Origin of the sequence: Klebsiella sp. 64 (assembly GCF_018223915.1) — a bacterium.
GTDB lineage: Bacteria > Pseudomonadota > Gammaproteobacteria > Enterobacterales > Enterobacteriaceae > Klebsiella > Klebsiella pneumoniae.
On record NZ_JAGRQZ010000039.1, the window covers coordinates 17,902 to 34,877 of the forward strand.

Annotated in this window: 12 protein-coding genes and 1 pseudogene; 3 read left to right on the forward strand and 10 right to left on the reverse strand. The window is 53.3% G+C overall.

Translation table 11 applies throughout. The features are described from left to right. Window positions 1–106 precede the first annotated feature (106 nt). The 3 genes from KHQ23_RS23545 to KHQ23_RS23555 all read left to right on the forward strand — a co-directional run bounded on the left by KHQ23_RS23545 (window position 107) and on the right by KHQ23_RS23555 (window position 2,438). On the forward strand, window positions 107–1,639 hold the full coding sequence (locus KHQ23_RS23545) for a sensor domain-containing diguanylate cyclase (RefSeq protein WP_211776944.1): 1,533 nt from the start codon (window positions 107–109) through the stop codon (window positions 1,637–1,639). A gap of 172 nt (window positions 1,640–1,811) precedes the next feature. Then, on the forward strand, window positions 1,812–2,117 hold the full coding sequence (locus KHQ23_RS23550; protein WP_002884150.1) for a PTS sugar transporter subunit IIB: 306 nt from the start codon (window positions 1,812–1,814) through the stop codon (window positions 2,115–2,117). Window positions 2,118–2,120: 3 nt separating this feature from the next. Beyond that, a complete protein-coding gene (locus KHQ23_RS23555; protein ID WP_004212847.1) occupies window positions 2,121–2,438 on the forward strand; it encodes a PTS lactose/cellobiose transporter subunit IIA in 318 nt (105 codons plus the stop codon). A gap of 42 nt (window positions 2,439–2,480) precedes the next feature. Here KHQ23_RS23555 and dcuB read toward each other — a convergent pair whose 3' ends face one another. From dcuB to tuf, 10 genes and pseudogenes are all read right to left on the reverse strand, one after another. Further along, complete coding sequence (gene dcuB / locus KHQ23_RS23560) at window positions 2,481–3,821, reverse strand: anaerobic C4-dicarboxylate transporter DcuB (protein ID WP_032435781.1); 1,341 nt, start codon at window positions 3,819–3,821, stop codon at window positions 2,481–2,483. A gap of 400 nt (window positions 3,822–4,221) precedes the next feature. Then, a complete protein-coding gene (gene rpoC, locus KHQ23_RS23565) occupies window positions 4,222–8,445 on the reverse strand; it encodes a DNA-directed RNA polymerase subunit beta' (RefSeq protein WP_002884146.1) in 4,224 nt (1,407 codons plus the stop codon). Between the two features lie 76 nt (window positions 8,446–8,521). Further along, window positions 8,522–12,550 (reverse strand): DNA-directed RNA polymerase subunit beta, encoded by a 4,029-nt coding sequence (gene rpoB / locus KHQ23_RS23570; RefSeq protein ID WP_004152306.1) that lies wholly within the window; start codon window positions 12,548–12,550, stop codon window positions 8,522–8,524. Window positions 12,551–12,874: 324 nt separating this feature from the next. Continuing rightward, complete coding sequence (rplL, locus tag KHQ23_RS23575; protein WP_002884142.1) at window positions 12,875–13,240, reverse strand: 50S ribosomal protein L7/L12; 366 nt, start codon at window positions 13,238–13,240, stop codon at window positions 12,875–12,877. Between the two features lie 66 nt (window positions 13,241–13,306). After that, window positions 13,307–13,804: a 50S ribosomal protein L10 gene (gene rplJ, locus KHQ23_RS23580; protein ID WP_001207203.1), complete on the reverse strand. Its 498-nt coding sequence runs from the start codon at window positions 13,802–13,804 to the stop codon at window positions 13,307–13,309. 347 nt (window positions 13,805–14,151) lie between these two features. Beyond that, window positions 14,152–14,856 (reverse strand): 50S ribosomal protein L1, encoded by a 705-nt coding sequence (gene rplA / locus KHQ23_RS23585; protein WP_002884036.1) that lies wholly within the window; start codon window positions 14,854–14,856, stop codon window positions 14,152–14,154. A gap of 3 nt (window positions 14,857–14,859) precedes the next feature. Beyond that, window positions 14,860–15,288, reverse strand: coding sequence for a 50S ribosomal protein L11 (rplK, locus tag KHQ23_RS23590; RefSeq protein ID WP_002884034.1), 429 nt, complete (start codon window positions 15,286–15,288; stop codon window positions 14,860–14,862). 156 nt (window positions 15,289–15,444) lie between these two features. Next, the gene (gene nusG / locus KHQ23_RS23595; RefSeq protein ID WP_001287521.1) at window positions 15,445–15,990 is read right to left on the reverse strand and encodes a transcription termination/antitermination protein NusG; all 546 of its coding nucleotides are present in this window, start codon (window positions 15,988–15,990) and stop codon (window positions 15,445–15,447) included. A gap of 1 nt (window position 15,991) precedes the next feature. Next, window positions 15,992–16,375, reverse strand: coding sequence for a preprotein translocase subunit SecE (gene secE / locus KHQ23_RS23600; protein ID WP_002883772.1), 384 nt, complete (start codon window positions 16,373–16,375; stop codon window positions 15,992–15,994). Between the two features lie 336 nt (window positions 16,376–16,711). Further along, window positions 16,712–16,976: pseudogene (gene tuf, locus KHQ23_RS23605) on the reverse strand (elongation factor Tu); the annotation flags it as partial.

A 16,976-nucleotide genomic window follows, 5' to 3' on the forward strand; every position in this document is an offset into this window, starting at 1 on the left:
CTCAGAGTTATAATTGAGCAATAGTGAACTGATTCGATCGGCAGGCGTCCCAGACGCAACCTGCGTTCGGACCCATGGTTTATACATCCGGGACGATTAACGATTCATGGCTCTACACAACAGAAAGCTCTCTTTTACGACGCCGATCGTCGTGGGGTTTGCCGGTATTTTGCTCAGTTTTATGCTGATCGCTATTTTTGTGACTCTGGCGCAACAGAAAGATTTTCTCGAAGATTATCACGATATTAACCGCAATTTTACCCATAACCTGGCGATCAACTATACGGAAACCCTGCTGCGGGAAAATGATTTTATCCTCGGGCGCGCAGCCGCCTTCTTTGCCCGCAATGACGAACTGAATCGCGCAGTCAATGTGGAGCCGGAGAAAGGGTTAACCACGCTGATGCAGTTACAGAACATGATGCCAAGCGTCTCATCCATCTCGCTGGCGGATACCGAGGGCCACTATCTGCGCGCCCCGGAGGTGCTGGAAAACGAAGACAGCCGGGCTTTCGATCCCAGAACGCGGCCCTGGTTTATCAAACAGGCGGAAGCCAGCACCTTCAGCCACTACACCAGTCCGTATATGGATTATTTCACCCACCATCCGACGATTACCATTTTCAAACCCATCATTACCCCGGAAGGGAAACTCAAGGGCAGCCTGGCCTTTCATCTCGATCTCACCTCCATGGGGTTCGCGCTGCGCCAGATGGTGGCGCCCGTACAGGGGGAATTTTTTGTGGTGCAACGGGATGGCAAAGTGGTCCTGCACTCCGACCCGGGCGCGCTGTTTAAACCCTTCGTCAGGGACGAGCTGATGGATAAAATGACCAGCGGAGAGGGGCAGCTCTACGATCCCGGGAGCGACACCTGGTATTACTATTACTCCTTTACCAATCCCGACTGGTTTGTGATTTTCCGTGTCGATAACGCCACCCTGGTCAATCTGACACGTCATGAGACCAATTTAGTGATCGGCGGTTTCACTCTCGCAGCGATCATTATTATCCTGTTCGGTCTTTATCTGCGTCATGCTTCCCGTTCCGTGCTGATGAATATCATCAATGCGATTAAAACCGGTGACGTCAAACGCGCCCCGCGCCTTGAGGCGATGCTGAGTAAATCGATTGAAACCAATAAACAGCGCGAACTGTCCTACGTCCGCCAGGCGACCATCGACGCTCTCACCGGCTGCAAAAACCGCCGCGCCTTCGACAGCGATATTGCCGCCCTGATGAACGATCACCAGCCATTCGCCCTCGCGCTGGTCGATATCGATAACTTTAAATCGATCAACGACACCTGGGGCCATCTCAATGGCGATATCGTCCTGCGTAACGTCGCTCGCGAAGGGCTACAGGTCCTCCAGCCGCTGGAGATATCCCTCTATCGCTACGGCGGCGAAGAGTTCGCGGTGGTCTTTCCTGCCGAACATATCGATAACGCCCGCACGCTGTTGGAAACATGGCGGATAAACGTCGAACGACGCACCTGGCGCGAAGATGGCCTGACGGTCACCTTCAGCGCCGGCCTCGGGGAATGGAATATGGAGCCACTGGATAAGCTGGTGGTGAGCGTCGATGAAGCGCTGTACAAAGCCAAACAGCAGGGTAAAAACCGTATCCTGCGCGCGTAAGACTTCAGCGCCGCCACCGCCCACTTCGGTGGGCTTTTTTATTTTTTCCGGAAAAAATGAAACCGGTTTCAATTATTGTGTGATGCCTTACACACAATCACGGTAAAGCGGTTGTCGCATCGCAAGGGCCGCGATAAAGATAAGATATCATGGAACACAAGGGCCACTGACTATGAAGAATATCGTTTTGTGCTGTGCCGCCGGTATGTCTACCAGCATGCTGGTTCAGCGTATGCAAGATGCCGCGCAGAAGAAGGGTGTTGAGGTCTCTATCAAGGCCGTACCGGTCGCTGAGTTTAAAGATAATCTGGCCGCCGCCGACATTATTTTGCTCGGCCCACAGGTGAAATATGAGCAGGCGAAGCTGCAGGCGCTGGCCGACCCGTTCGGCAAGAAGGTCGCCGTGATCGATATGATGGACTACGGCATGATGAAAGGTGATGCCGTTCTGGATAAAGCCCTTAAGATGCTGGAGTAATCGATGGAAGATTTAGAAACGATCATCATGGAGCTGCTGGTTAACGCGGGTTCCGCACGTAGCGCGGCGCTGACGGCGCTACAGCTGGCGCGCAAAGGCGATTTTGCCGCCGCGGAGCAGGCCATGGCTGAATCCCATGAGTTCGTCAAACATGCGCATAAAATTCAGACCCAGCTTATCGGCATGGATGAAGGCAGCGGTAAATTGCCGGTTAACCTGATCACCGTGCATTCCCAGGACCATCTGATGAACGCTATGGTCATTCAGGATCTGGCGACCGACATGATTGAACTCTATCGTCGTCTGCCCCTCGCGCAATAATCTCACGGATTTAACGGGCGTCGCTGCCGGCGCCCGTCCTTCTTACAGAAAGCCGTACATCGCCGCGAATATCCAGCCAAACACGCAGGAGACGCCGACGCCGATGAGCCCGGGCAGGATAAAGCTGTGGTTAATCACAAAGCGGCCGATATGGGTGGTCCCTGAGCGATCAAACTGGATCGCCGCCAGATCGCTTGGGTAGGTCGGCAGAATATAGTAGCCATAGCAGGCCGGCGCAGAAGCCACGATATAAGCCGGGTCGACGCCGATGGCCAGGGCTACTGGCACAATCGCCGCCAGCGCTGCCGCCTGGGAGTTCACAAATTTCGAAACCAGTAGCAGCACGATGGCATAAGCCCACGGATACTCTTTTACCATCTCACCAAGCACGCCTTTAATCTCGGTCATGTGCGCGCTAAACATGGTCTCCGCCATCCACGCGATGCCGTACACCGCGACGATAGCGATCATTCCCGAACGAAAGACCTCATTTTTGGAAATCGATGCCGGGTTAGTTTTTGTAATGATGATGATCAGCGCTCCGGAGAGCAGCATAAACATCTGGATAACCAGCACCATCGACAGTGGTTTACCGTCAAAGGCCGGGCGCAGTTCAGAAAAAGCGCCAAGCAGCGCCACCACGGCGATAGAGGCCAGAAAAATCCACATTGCTATCCAGTTGCTGGTCGGCAGCTTTTTGTCCAGCAGGGTCGCCGTATCGCCATAGACGTAATGGCGGTTCTCCGGTAGCGCAATAAACGCCTGGAAGGCTTCGTCCTGATCCAGGTCTTTGCCGCGGAACCAGCTGAAGATACCGATGGCTAAAATACCCAGCAGCGTGGACGGAATGGTTATCGCCAGCAGATCGAGAAACTCCAGGTGTTTCCCGTTAAAGGTAAAATTTCCCAGCATCGCCACCAGCGATACCACCGCCACCGAGACCGGGCTGGCGATGATCCCCATCTGAGCGCCAATGGAGCTGGCGGCCATCGGACGCTCCGGACGAATGTTATTCTTAATCGCCACATCGTAGATAATCGGCAGGATGGTATACACCACGTGGCCGGTACCGCAGAGGATGGTCAGCGTGCAGGTGACGAAAGGCGCCACGATAGAAACATATTTCGGGTTACGCCGCAGCAGCTTCTCGGCAATCTGCAGCATCACGTCTAACCCGCCGGACGCCTGCAGGGTCGCCGAGGCGGCTACCACTGCAATGATCACCAGCATCACATCAACCGGCGGTTTGCCCGGCTGGAGATGAAAAACAAAGACGAGGATCACCAAACCGATGCCGCCCAGCAGCCCCAGCGCAATCCCCCCTTTTCGGGCACCATAAAACAGACAAATTAATATAATAATGAGTTGTATCGCGAATTCCATGCAGCCCCCAGAGCCTATCCACTCAGATCTAAAAATGATCCCTACCTGCCTCTCGGGATTATTTCTGCGCCAGACCGGGAGAAGCATGAGATGCGGCTATCCCTCTCCAGCGCCGTCGCGCCGAAGATACAGCAACAGAAGTAATCCCATGATTCATCAGGTATTTTGAATATATACCCTTTGAATTGATTATTTTTTGATATGAGTAGAAGTTTTACCCATACATAAAGAAAGGTTTTAGAAAAAGGCTTCTAATAGATATTTTGCATGAATTAATTGCTAAGAAAATGAAGATTTAATATGTCGTAAATGTAATTAAGGGCCGGGAAAGCGGCGGAAAATAGACAATAAAAAAAGCCGGTCAGGAAACCTGACCGGCTTTTTAGCAGTGCATCAACGATTAATCGTTGTCAGAACCGCCCAGACCTGCGTTCAGCAGCTCTGCCAGGTTGGCAGACGCTTCTTCCACGCTCACCTGCGGTGCCGCCGGCAGCTCGCCAGCAGCGCGACGGCGCATACGATCCTGGTGATACGCATAACCGGTACCGGCCGGGATCAGACGACCCACGATGACGTTCTCTTTCAGACCGCGCAGTTCGTCGCGTTTGCCCGCAACGGCTGCTTCGGTCAGCACGCGAGTGGTCTCCTGGAACGATGCCGCGGAGATGAAGGACTCGGTGGCCAGAGACGCTTTGGTGATACCCAGCAGATCGCGGGAGAACGTTGCGCCCACTTTGCCGTTCGCTTCCAGTTCGCGGTTCGCGATCTTGACGCGGGAGTATTCCACCTGCTCGCCTTCGAGGAAGTCGGAGCTGCCTGCGCTTTCGATGGTGGCTTTACGCAGCATCTGACGAACGATAACTTCGATGTGCTTATCGTTAATCTTAACGCCCTGCAGACGGTATACGTCCTGGACTTCGTTAACAATGTAACGGGTCACAGCATGTACGCCACGCAGACGCAGAATGTCGTGCGGTGCTTCCGGACCGTCGGAAACAACATCACCACGTTCCACACGTTCACCTTCGAACACGTTGAGCTGACGCCATTTCGGGATCATCTCTTCGTACGGCTCGCTACCGTCTACCGGGGTGATAACCAGGCGACGTTTCCCTTTGGTTTCTTTACCGAAGGAAATGATACCGCTGATTTCAGCCAGGATAGCCGGCTCTTTCGGACGACGTGCTTCGAACAGGTCCGCAACGCGCGGCAGACCACCGGTGATATCCTTGGTACCGCCGGATTCCTGCGGAATACGCGCCAGGGTGTCACCAGAGCTGATCTGTACGCCATCTTCCAGCTGAACAATCGCTTTACCCGGCAGGAAGTACTGAGCAGGCATATCAGTGCCTGGGATCAGAACGTCGTTGCCCTGAGCATCAACGATTTTCAGTGCTGGACGCAGATCTTTACCACCTGCGGTACGTTCTGCAGAGTCCAGAACCACCAGCGAAGACAGACCGGTCAGCTCGTCAGTCTGACGAGTAATGGTCTGGCCGTCGATCATGTCAGTGAAACGGATGAAACCGCTAACTTCGGTGATAACCGGCATGGTGTGCGGATCCCAGTTTGCGACGGTTTCACCGCCGGCAACCTGCTCACCGTCGCCTTTCGCCATAACCGCACCGTAAGGTACTTTATAGCTCTCTTTGGTACGACCGAATTCGTCGATCAGCTTCAGCTCGGTATTACGGGAAGTGATAACCAGCTTACCACTGGAGTTCACAACCGACTTCGCGTTGCTGAGCTTGATGCTACCTTTGTTTTTCACCTGGATGCTGGATTCAGCAGCCGCACGAGATGCCGCACCACCGATGTGGAACGTACGCATCGTCAGCTGTGTACCCGGCTCACCGATGGACTGTGCCGCGATAACGCCGATAGCCTCACCTTTGTTGATGAGGTGGCCACGCGCCAGGTCACGACCATAGCAGTGCGCGCAGACGCCAAAGTCGGTGTCACAGGATACAACGGAACGCACTTTGACGGAGTCAACGGAGTTCGCTTCCAGCAGGTCACACCAGTGCTCATGCAGCAGCGTGTTGCGTGGAACCAGAATATCCGCGGTACCCGGCTTCAGAACATCTTCCGCAGTCACACGACCCAGTACGCGATCGCGCAGCGGCTCTTTAACGTCGCCACCTTCGATAACCGGCGTCATGGTGATGCCTTCCAGGGTGCCGCAGTCGTCTTCAGTAACGACCAGGTCCTGCGCAACGTCAACCAGACGACGAGTCAGGTAACCGGAGTTCGCTGTTTTCAGTGCGGTATCCGCCAGACCTTTACGAGCACCGTGGGTGGAGATGAAGTACTGGAGTACGTTCAGACCTTCACGGAAGTTCGCGGTGATCGGCGTTTCGATGATGGAGCCATCCGGCTTCGCCATCAGACCACGCATACCAGCCAGCTGACGAATCTGTGCCGCAGAACCACGCGCACCGGAGTCGGCCATCATGTAGATGCTGTTGAAGGAAACCTGCTGCTCTTCCTGACCGTCACGGTTAATCACGGTTTCGGTTTGCAGGTTATCCATCATCGCTTTGGATACACGATCGTTCGCCGCAGCCCAGATATCGATAACTTTGTTGTAGCGTTCGCCCGCGGTCACCAGACCGGACTGGAACTGTTCCTGAATCTCAGCAACTTCCGCTTCCGCTTCGCTGATGATTTCGTATTTTTTCTCCGGGATGACCATGTCATCGATACCAACGGATGCACCTGAACGCGCTGCGTAAGCAAAGCCGGTGTACATCGTCTGGTCCGCAAAAATAACGGTCGGTTTCAGACCCAGAATACGGTAACAGGTGTTCAGCATCTTGGAGATCGCTTTCTTACCAAGCGCCTGGTTCACGATAGAGAACGGCAGACCTTTCGGTACGATCATCCACAGAATGGCACGGCCAACGGTCGTGTCTTTCAGGCTGGTTTTCGCGACAAACTCACCATTGTCGTCTTTTTCGTATTCAGTGATACGCACTTTAACGCGCGCATGCAGAGAGGCCAGGCCGGCGCGATAAATACGCTCAGCTTCTTTCGGGCCAGTCAGCACCATGCCTTCGCCTTTGGCGTTAACACTGTCACGGGTCATGTAGTACAGACCCAGTACAACGTCCTGAGACGGAACGATGATTGGTTCGCCGTTCGCCGGGGACAGGATGTTGTTGGTAGACATCATCAGCGCACGCGCTTCCAGCTGGGCTTCCAGCGTCAGCGGTACGTGAACAGCCATCTGGTCACCATCGAAGTCGGCGTTGTATGCCGCACAAACCAGCGGGTGCAGCTGGATGGCTTTACCTTCGATCAGAACCGGTTCGAATGCCTGAATACCCAGACGGTGCAGGGTTGGCGCACGGTTCAGCAGGACCGGGTGTTCGCGGATAACTTCGTCCAGGATATCCCAAACGACAGCTTCTTCGCGCTCAACCATCTTCTTAGCGGCTTTGATGGTGGTGGCCAGGCCACGCAGTTCCAGCTTGCCGTAGATGAACGGTTTGAACAGCTCCAGCGCCATTTTCTTCGGCAGACCGCACTGATGCAGACGCAGGTATGGACCTACGGTGATAACAGAACGACCGGAGTAGTCAACGCGTTTACCGAGCAGGTTCTGGCGGAAACGACCCTGTTTACCTTTGATCATATCGGCCAAAGATTTCAGAGGACGTTTGTTAGAACCGGTGATCGCACGACCGCGACGACCGTTATCCAGCAGGGCGTCAACCGCTTCCTGCAGCATACGTTTTTCGTTGCGTACGATGATATCCGGCGCAGCCAGATCCAGCAGACGTTTCAGACGGTTGTTACGGTTGATCACGCGACGATACAGATCGTTGAGGTCAGACGTCGCGAAACGACCACCGTCCAGCGGAACCAGCGGACGCAGATCTGGCGGCAGTACCGGCAGAACGGTCAGGATCATCCACTCCGGCTTGTTGCCAGACTGAACGAAAGCTTCCAGCAGCTTAATGCGCTTGGTCAGCTTTTTACGCTTGGTTTCGGAGTTGGTTTCGTTCAGCTCTTCACGCAGCTGCTCGCATTCCTGCTCCAGATCCATATTGCGCAGCAGCGCCTGGATCGCTTCCGCGCCCATTTTCGCGTCGAATTCGTCACCGAACTCTTCCAGCGCGTCCAGGTACTGTTCTTCCGTCAGAATCTGGTTGCGTTCGAGGTTGGTCATGCCACCTTCGATAACCACATAGGATTCAAAGTACAGTACACGTTCGATATCGCGCAGCGGCATATCCAGCAGCAGACCGATACGGGACGGCAGGGATTTCAGGAACCAGATGTGCGCAGTCGGACATGCCAGCTCGATGTGGCCCATGCGCTCACGACGCACTTTAGTCTGGGTCACTTCAACGCCGCACTTCTCACAGATCACACCGCGGTGTTTCAGGCGCTTGTACTTACCGCACAGGCACTCATAATCTTTTACCGGCCCAAAGATACGGGCGCAGAAAAGGCCGTCACGCTCAGGCTTGAACGTACGGTAGTTAATGGTTTCCGGCTTTTTAACTTCACCGAAAGACCATGAACGGATCATGTCTGGCGAAGCCAGAGCAATTTTGATCGCATCAAACTCTTCGGTTTTAGTTTGCGCTTTCAGAAACTTTAATAAGTCTTTCACGGATTTGCTCCCGTCGGAGTTAGCACATTCCGCTGCCGGGCGTTAACCCGGCAGCAGTGACCTGTTTGAGCGAGAATTACTCGTCTTCCAGTTCGATGTTGATGCCCAGCGAGCGAATTTCTTTCAACAGTACGTTGAAGGATTCCGGCATGCCCGGTTCCATCTGGTGATTGCCGTCCACGATGTTTTTATACATCTTGGTACGACCGTTCACGTCATCAGACTTAACGGTGAGCATTTCCTGCAGGGTGTAGGCCGCGCCGTATGCTTCCAGCGCCCACACTTCCATCTCACCGAAGCGCTGACCACCGAACTGTGCCTTACCACCCAGCGGCTGCTGAGTAACCAGGCTGTAAGAACCGGTGGAACGAGCGTGCATTTTGTCGTCGACCAGGTGGTTCAGTTTCAGCATGTACATGTAACCCACGGTTACCGGACGTTCGAACTGTTCACCGGTGCGGCCATCAAACAGGGTGATCTGACCGGAAGTCGGCAGGTCGCCCAGCTGCAGCAGCTCTTTGATTTCAGCTTCTTTCGCACCGTCGAATACCGGCGTTGCGATCGGCATGCCTTTACGCAGGTTTTCAGCCAGACGCAGAACTTCTTCATCGCTGAAGGTATTCAGGTCAACTTTCTGGCGAACGTCAGCGCCCAGATCGTAAGCACGCTGGATGAATTCGCGCAGTTTCGCGACTTCCTGCTGCTGTTTCAGCATGGCGTTGATCTTATCGCCGATGCCTTTTGCAGCCATACCCAGGTGAGTTTCAAGGATCTGACCGATGTTCATACGAGACGGTACGCCCAGCGGGTTCAGTACGATATCTACCGGCGTACCGTTAGCATCGTGCGGCATATCTTCGATCGGGTTGATCTTAGAGATAACACCCTTGTTACCGTGACGACCCGCCATCTTATCACCAGGCTGGATACGGCGTTTAACGGCCAGATATACCTTAACAATCTTCAGCACGCCCGGTGCCAGATCGTCGCCTTGGGTGATTTTACGGCGTTTCGCTTCGAGTTTTTTCTCGAACTCGTGTTTCAGTTCGTCATACTGCTCAGCCAGCTGTTCCAGCTGATTTTGTTTCTCTTCGTCGGTCAGGCCCAGTTCCAGCCAGCGATCGCGAGGCAGCTTGTCGAGCTTCTCAGCTTCAACGCCACCGGAGACCAGCACCGCGTAGATACGACTGAACAGACCGGCTTCAAGGATCTGCAGTTCTTCAGACAGGTCTTTTTTGGCCTGCTTCAGCTGCATCTCTTCGATTTCCAGAGCACGTTTGTCTTTTTCTACGCCGTCACGGGTAAAGACCTGAACGTCGATAACGGTACCAGAGACACCGTTCGGTACGCGCAGAGAAGAGTCTTTAACGTCAGACGCTTTCTCACCGAAGATCGCGCGCAGCAGTTTCTCTTCCGGCGTCAGCTGGGTTTCACCTTTCGGCGTTACCTTACCAACCAGAATGTCGCCGCCGGTCACTTCCGCACCGATATAAACGATACCGGATTCATCCAGTTTGGAGAGCGCAGCTTCACCCACGTTCGGGATGTCAGCGGTGATCTCTTCCGGCCCCAGCTTGGTGTCACGGGACACGCACGCCAGTTCCTGAATGTGGATAGTGGTGAAACGGTCTTCCTGGACAACACGCTCGGAAACGAGGATGGAGTCTTCGAAGTTGTAACCGTTCCACGGCATGAACGCTACACGCATGTTCTGACCCAGCGCCAGCTCACCGAGGTCGGTGGACGGGCCGTCTGCCAGCACGTCGCCGCGCTCAATAGGTTCGCCCAGGGACACGCAAGGCATCTGGTTGATGCAGGTGTTCTGGTTAGAACGGGTGTACTTGGTCAGGTTATAGATGTCGATACCTGCTTCGCCCGGGTACATCTCGTCTTCGTTAACTTTGATAACGATACGGGAAGCATCCACGTACTGAACGGTACCGCCACGTTTAGCCACGGCAGTAACACCGGAGTCAACGGCAACAGCACGTTCCATACCGGTACCAACCAGCGGCTTATCAGCGCGCAGAGTCGGAACCGCCTGACGTTGCATGTTCGCACCCATCAATGCACGGTTGGCGTCATCGTGTTCCAGGAACGGGATCAGGGACGCACCGACGGATACCACCTGCTGGGTGGATACGTCCATGTAGTCAACCTGGTCGCGGCTGAACAAGCTGGATTCGCCTTTGCTACGGCAGGTAACCAGATCTTCTACGAAGTGGCCGTTTTCATCCAGGTTGGAGTTCGCCTGAGCGATAACGTAGTTGCCTTCTTCGATAGCAGACAGGTAGTGAATTTCGTCAGTAACCACACCGTTGGTCACTTTACGATACGGCGTCTCAAGGAAGCCATATTCGTTGGTCTGCGCGTACACGGACAGGGAGTTAATCAGACCGATGTTCGGACCTTCAGGCGTTTCGATCGGACATACGCGACCGTAGTGGGTCGGGTGTACGTCTCGAACTTCGAAGCCTGCGCGCTCACGGGTCAGACCGCCTGGGCCGAGTGCGGAGATACGACGTTTGTGCGTAATCTCAGACAGCGGGTTGTTCTGGTCCATAAACTGAGACAGCTGGCTGGAACCAAAGAACTCTTTCACTGCTGCGGAAATCGGCTTGGCGTTGATCATATCCTGAGGCATCAGGGTATCCAGATCGCCAAGAGACAGACGCTCTTTCACCGCACGCTCTACACGTACCAGGCCAACGCGGAACTGGTTTTCCGCCATTTCGCCAACGGAACGGATACGACGGTTGCCGAGGTGGTCGATATCGTCCACTTCGCCTTTACCGTTACGGATATCGATGAGCTTCTTCATCACTTCGATGATGTCGTCTTTGCTCAGGATACCGGAACCTTCGATTTCGTCGCGCAGCAGAGAACGGTTGAACTTCATACGACCAACCGCGGACAGATCGTAGCGGTCTTCTGAGAAGAACAGGTTCTCAAACAGACTTTCAGCGGCTTCACGAGTCGGCGGCTCGCCAGGGCGCATCATGCGGTAGATTTCTACCAGCGCGCTCAGACGATCGTTAGTCGGGTCGACGCGTACCGTTTCAGAGATGTACGGGCCGTGGTCCAGATCGTTGGTGAACAGCGTTTCGATACGCTTGTGGCCAGACTGGCTCAGCTTAGCCAGCAGATCCAGGCTCAACTCCATGTTCGCCGGGCAGATCAGTTCGCCAGTCGCTTCATCGATATAGTCTTTAGCCGCCACTTTGCCCGCGATATATTCAACCGGCACTTCGATATGCTTGATATCGTCTTTTTCCAGCTGACGGATATGACGAGCCGTGATGCGACGGCCTTTCTCAACGTACACTTTGCCGTTGGCTTCGATATCGAAGGAGGCAGTTTCACCGCGCAGACGCTCCGGAATCAGCTCCATCTGCAGCTTGTTGTCGCGAATTTCAAAGACCACTTTTTCGAAGAACAGGTCAAGGATCTGCTCAGTGGTGTAATTCAGCGCGCGCAGGATGATGGTAGCCGGCAGCTTACGACGACGGTCGATACGAACGAACAGGTTGTCTTTCGGGTCGAATTCGAAGTCCAGCCAGGAACCGCGGTAAGGGATGATACGTGCGTTATACAGAACCTTACCGGAGGAGTGGGTCTTACCTTTGTCACTGTCAAAGAAGACGCCCGGGCTACGGTGCAGCTGAGAAACGATAACACGCTCGGTACCGTTGATAACAAAGGTACCGTTGTCGGTCATGAGCGGAATTTCGCCCATGTAGACTTCTTGTTCTTTAATGTCTTTGACGGTGCCTTCTGGCGCTTCGCGCTCGTAGATCACCAGACGCAGTTTTACGCGCAGCGGTGCAGAATAAGTCACGCCACGGATCTGACATTCTTTAACGTCAAAAACCGGTTCGCCCAGACGGTAGCTGACGTATTGCAGCTCGGAATTACCGCTGTAGCTCTGAATCGGGAATACGGAACGGAAAGCAGCTTCCAGACCATACTGCCCTTCAGGATCTTGCTCGATAAACTTCTGGAACGAGTCAAGCTGGATAGAAAGGAGATATGGCACATCCAGAACTTGTGGACGTTTACCAAAATCCTTACGAATACGTTTTTTCTCGGTATAGGAGTAAACCATAGGGTTCCTCAGCTCGCTGACAAGTCGACCCATCTGCCCGCAGAGGGCAGTTTTTTATGCAACACTATTTTGTTGACCGGAAAATGGAACACTTTCCGCAATGCCTGTTGCTATCACGCTTAAACCATTTCATTGCGATTTACACAGCCCAGGAACCCTAACCTGTCGCAGTATATTAAGTCGTCGATAGAAACAAGCATTGAGAGGCAAACCAGTAGTCAAACAGCGTGAAACGCTACTGGCGCCTTACAGCGCAAAAAGGCTGGTGACCAAAAAGTCACCAGCCTCAGCCTGATTTCTCAGGCTGCAACCGGAAGGGTTGGCTTATTTAACTTCAACTTCAGCGCCAGCTTCTTCCAGAGATTTTTTCAGAGCTTCAGCGTCGTCTTTGCTGATGCCTTCTTTCAGTGCAGCCGGAGCAGATTCTACCAGGTCTTTAGCTTCTTTCAGACCCAGGCCAGTTGCGCCACGTACTGCTTTGATAACAGCAACTTTGTTAGCGCCAGCAGCTTTCAGAATTACGTCGAATTCAGTTTTTTCTTCAGCAGCTTCAACCGGGCCAGCAGCTACAGCTACAGCAGCAGCAGCGGAAACACCGAATTTTTCTTCCATTGCAGAGATCAGCTCAACAACGTCCATTACGGACATAGCGGATACTGCTTCAATGATTTGATCTTTAGTGATAGACATTTAAATTGTTCCTGAATATCAGAATAAGTTTATACGTAAGCGAATGCTTTACAAAGATAACTGCGATTAAGCAGCTTCTTTCGCATCGCGTACAGCAGCCAGAGTACGAACCAGTTTGCCAGCCGAAGCTTCTTTCATGGTTGCCATCAGGCGTGCAATTGCTTCTTCGTAGGTCGGCAGAGTTGCCAGGCGGTCGATCTGCGACGCCGGGATCAGCTCACCTTCAAAGGCAGCGGCTTTGACCTCAAATTTTGCATTCGCTTTCGCGAACTCTTTGAACAGACGAGCAGCAGCGCCCGGGTGTTCCATAGAGTATGCAATCAGGGTCGGACCAACAAACGTGTCTTTCAGGCACTCGAACTGAGTACCTTCAACGACGCGGCGCAGCAGGGTGTTACGAACAACACGCATGTATACGCCAGCTTCACGACCTGCTTTACGCAGTTCAGTCATTTTATCTACAGTTACGCCACGGGAATCCGCAACTACTGCAGACAGCGCGCCTTTGGCTACTTCGCTGACTTCAGCAACAATCGCTTGTTTGTCTTGAAGATTTAAAGCCATTAGCTTTGCTCCTGGATGTTTGCCAGAGCCTATGCTCTGGAACTCACTTCACTCAATTCAACGAAAAGAGCGTCTAAATACGGTGAGCAGAAACAAGCCAGAATATCCAAAAATAATCTTAGCGTTCTGTCACCGTCTACGCAGGGGATTAAGTTTCTTGCGAAACACCTGCGGTCTTCGACGGAGGCCTGGATAGGCCAGGCTCCAACGAACAAATTCTTCCTATGACTTCGTCCTTCGAACCGCAGCGGCGTTAGCTGCAATTCAAATGACTCGCATAGCGTCTGTCTTATTGACAGAATCGTGGGGGTAAGATTGTAGACAAAATCACCGCCCACGTAAAGGCATTAGTTTGCAGAAGCGTTCAGGCCAGCCTGATCTACTGCAACACCTGCACCCATAGTGGTGGAGATGCTAACTTTCTTGATGTACACGCCTTTCGCCTGAGTCGGTTTTGCTTTTTTCAGCGCAACCAGCAGAGCTTCCAGGTTTTCTTTCAGTTTGTCAGCGTCAAAGTCCACTTTACCGATGGTGGTGTGGATGATGCCGTTTTTGTCGTTACGGTAACGAACCTGGCCTGCTTTCGCGTTTTTAACCGCTTCAGCAACGTTCGGAGTTACGGTACCTACTTTCGGGTTCGGCATCAGGCCACGCGGACCCAGAACCTGGCCCAGCTGGCCAACAACGCGCATTGCATCCGGGGAAGCAATAACAACGTCAAAGTTCATTTCGCCTTTTTTGATCTGCTCAGCCAGATCTTCCATACCTACCAGCTCAGCGCCTGCAGCTTTAGCAGCTTCAGCGTTTGCGCCCTGGGTAAATACGGCTACGCGAACGGAACGGCCAGTACCGTGCGGCAGTACAGTTGCGCCACGGACGTTCTGGTCAGATTTACGAGCGTCGATGCCGAGGTTAACGGCAACGTCTACGCTTTCGGTAAATTTAGCGGTGGCCAGCTCTTTCAGCAGAGCAATGGCTTCGTTGATGTCGTACTGTTTAGTTGCATCAACTTTCTCACGGATCACGCGCATGCGCTTGGTCAGTTTAGCCATTTCTTAGTCCTCCACTACCAGGCCCATGGAACGTGCAGTACCTTCGATGGAGCGAGTCATCGCTTCAATGTCGGCACCAGTCATGTCGGCAGCTTTGGTCTGCGCGATTTCCTGCAGCTGAGCGCGGGAGATTTTACCCACTTTATCTTTGTTCGGCTTACCGGAACCAGACTTGATGCCTGCAGCTTTCTTCAGCAGAACAGCAGCCGGCGGAGTCTTGGTAACAAAGGTAAAGGAACGGTCAGCGTAAACGGTGATAACAACCGGGATCGGCAGACCTTTCTCCAGGGAATCAGTTTTGGCGTTGAACGCTTTGCAGAATTCCATGATGTTCACGCCCTGCTGACCCAGTGCTGGGCCGACCGGCGGGCTCGGGTTCGCCATACCAGCTGCAACCTGCAGCTTGACGTAGGCTTGGACTTTCTTAGCCATTCTTAAATCCTCAAAATGGGTATTAACGCTTCAGAGAAGCTCCCCGTGATTAAACATCGTTTTACGGGCCGGGCCCATAAAAACAAAAGGCGCGAAATTGTATGCCAATTTCGCGCCCTATGCAACGATTAAATCGCTGCTTTTTTGATCGCCGGCTTACGCCTTCTCAACCTGGCTGAAGTCCAGTTCTACCGGGGTCGCACGACCGAAGATAGAAACGGAAACTTTCAGGCGGGACTTCTCATAGTCCACTTCTTCCACCACGCCGTTAAAGTCAGCGAACGGACCGTCGTTAACGCGAACCATTTCACCCGGTTCAAACAGCGTTTTCGGACGCGGCTTATCGCCAACCTGCTGCAGACGATTCATGATGGCGTCGACTTCTTTGTCGCTGATCGGCGCCGGACGGTCAGAGGTGCCGCCGATGAAGCCCATCACGCGCGGTACGCTGCGCACCAGGTGCCAGCTTGCGTCGTTCATGACCATCTGAACCAGGACATAGCCCGGGAAGAATTTACGTTCGCTTTTGCGACGCTGGCCGCCACGGATCTCAACCACTTCTTCGGTCGGGACCATGACTTCGCCAAATAACTCTTCCATGTTGTGTAATTTGATATGTTCACGCAGCGACGTGGCTACGCGACCTTCAAAACCGGAAAACGCCTGAACGACGTACCAGCGCTTTTTAGGAGCTTCAGACATCTCAGAACCTCAGGCCAGTGATAAAGGAGACCAGGCGAACCAGAATACCATCCAGTCCCCACAGGATCAGTGACATTACTGCAGTCACGGCAGCAACAATCAGCGTAGTATGCAGCGTTTCCTGGCGAGTCGGCCAAATCACTTTACGAACTTCGGTTCTCGCTTCGCGAGCAAAAGCAACGGTCGCCTTACCTTTCGTCGTCAACAGCGCGACGCCACCGGCAGCAGCAATAAGAATAACCACGGCCAGCGCACGCACCGCCAGCATAATGTCACGATAAAGGAAGTTGCCCACGATCGCCACGATCAGCAGCACGGCAACGATAATCCACTTCATCGCTTCCAGGCCGCGCCCGCTCCCTTGAGCTTCGGTATTCGCACTCATAAACCAACCTGTCAGAAGTATTCTACAAACAATTTCACCCCGCGGGGGCGAGGCGATCCAAACCGAAATTAAGTTTCGGATTATACACTTAACTATTCAAATTGCTTCAATGTTGACGGTGGTGTCACCCCTGCCCTGCTGTTGCAAAGAAGGAGTTGATTAGCCGTCGCCCTGAGGCTCGAATGGTTTGGTGTATAAACGCCCTCTTCAGAGCCTGTCTCAGCAATGATTATGACAAATAAAATCACTGATGAGCCAGGTTCTGGTGTGAAAGCGTGCAAAAAGGGCATCAAATGATGCCCTTTTATTGCGCATTGCGTCAAATGTTATCAGCGATTAGCCGAGAACTTTAGCAACCACGCCCGCGCCAACGGTACGACCGCCTTCACGGATTGCGAAACGCAGACCGTCGTCCATCGCGATCGGGTGGATCAGGGTAACAACCATTTTGATGTTGTCGCCCGGCATTACCATCTCTACGCCTTCCGGCAGTTCGATGGTGCCAGTCACGTCAGTAGTACGGAAGTAGAACTGCGGACGGTAGCCTTTGAAGAACGGAGTATGACGGCCGCCTTCATCTTTGGACAGGATGTACACTTCA

Coding starts and splice junctions, on each gene's coding strand:
- rpoB (WP_004152306.1), bottom strand. CDS start 12,550: ATGGTTTACTCCTATACCGAGAAAAAACGTATTCGTAAGGATTTTGGT.
- dcuB (WP_032435781.1), bottom strand. CDS start 3,821: ATGGAATTCGCGATACAACTCATTATTATATTAATTTGTCTGTTTTAT.
- rplL (WP_002884142.1), bottom strand. CDS start 13,240: ATGTCTATCACTAAAGATCAAATCATTGAAGCAGTATCCGCTATGTCC.
- KHQ23_RS23550 (WP_002884150.1), top strand. CDS start 1,812: ATGAAGAATATCGTTTTGTGCTGTGCCGCCGGTATGTCTACCAGCATG.
- rplK (WP_002884034.1), bottom strand. CDS start 15,288: ATGGCTAAGAAAGTCCAAGCCTACGTCAAGCTGCAGGTTGCAGCTGGT.
- nusG (WP_001287521.1), bottom strand. CDS start 15,990: ATGTCTGAAGCTCCTAAAAAGCGCTGGTACGTCGTTCAGGCGTTTTCC.
- secE (WP_002883772.1), bottom strand. CDS start 16,375: ATGAGTGCGAATACCGAAGCTCAAGGGAGCGGGCGCGGCCTGGAAGCG.
- rplA (WP_002884036.1), bottom strand. CDS start 14,856: ATGGCTAAACTGACCAAGCGCATGCGCGTGATCCGTGAGAAAGTTGAT.
- rplJ (WP_001207203.1), bottom strand. CDS start 13,804: ATGGCTTTAAATCTTCAAGACAAACAAGCGATTGTTGCTGAAGTCAGC.
- KHQ23_RS23545 (WP_211776944.1), top strand. CDS start 107: ATGGCTCTACACAACAGAAAGCTCTCTTTTACGACGCCGATCGTCGTG.
- KHQ23_RS23555 (WP_004212847.1), top strand. CDS start 2,121: ATGGAAGATTTAGAAACGATCATCATGGAGCTGCTGGTTAACGCGGGT.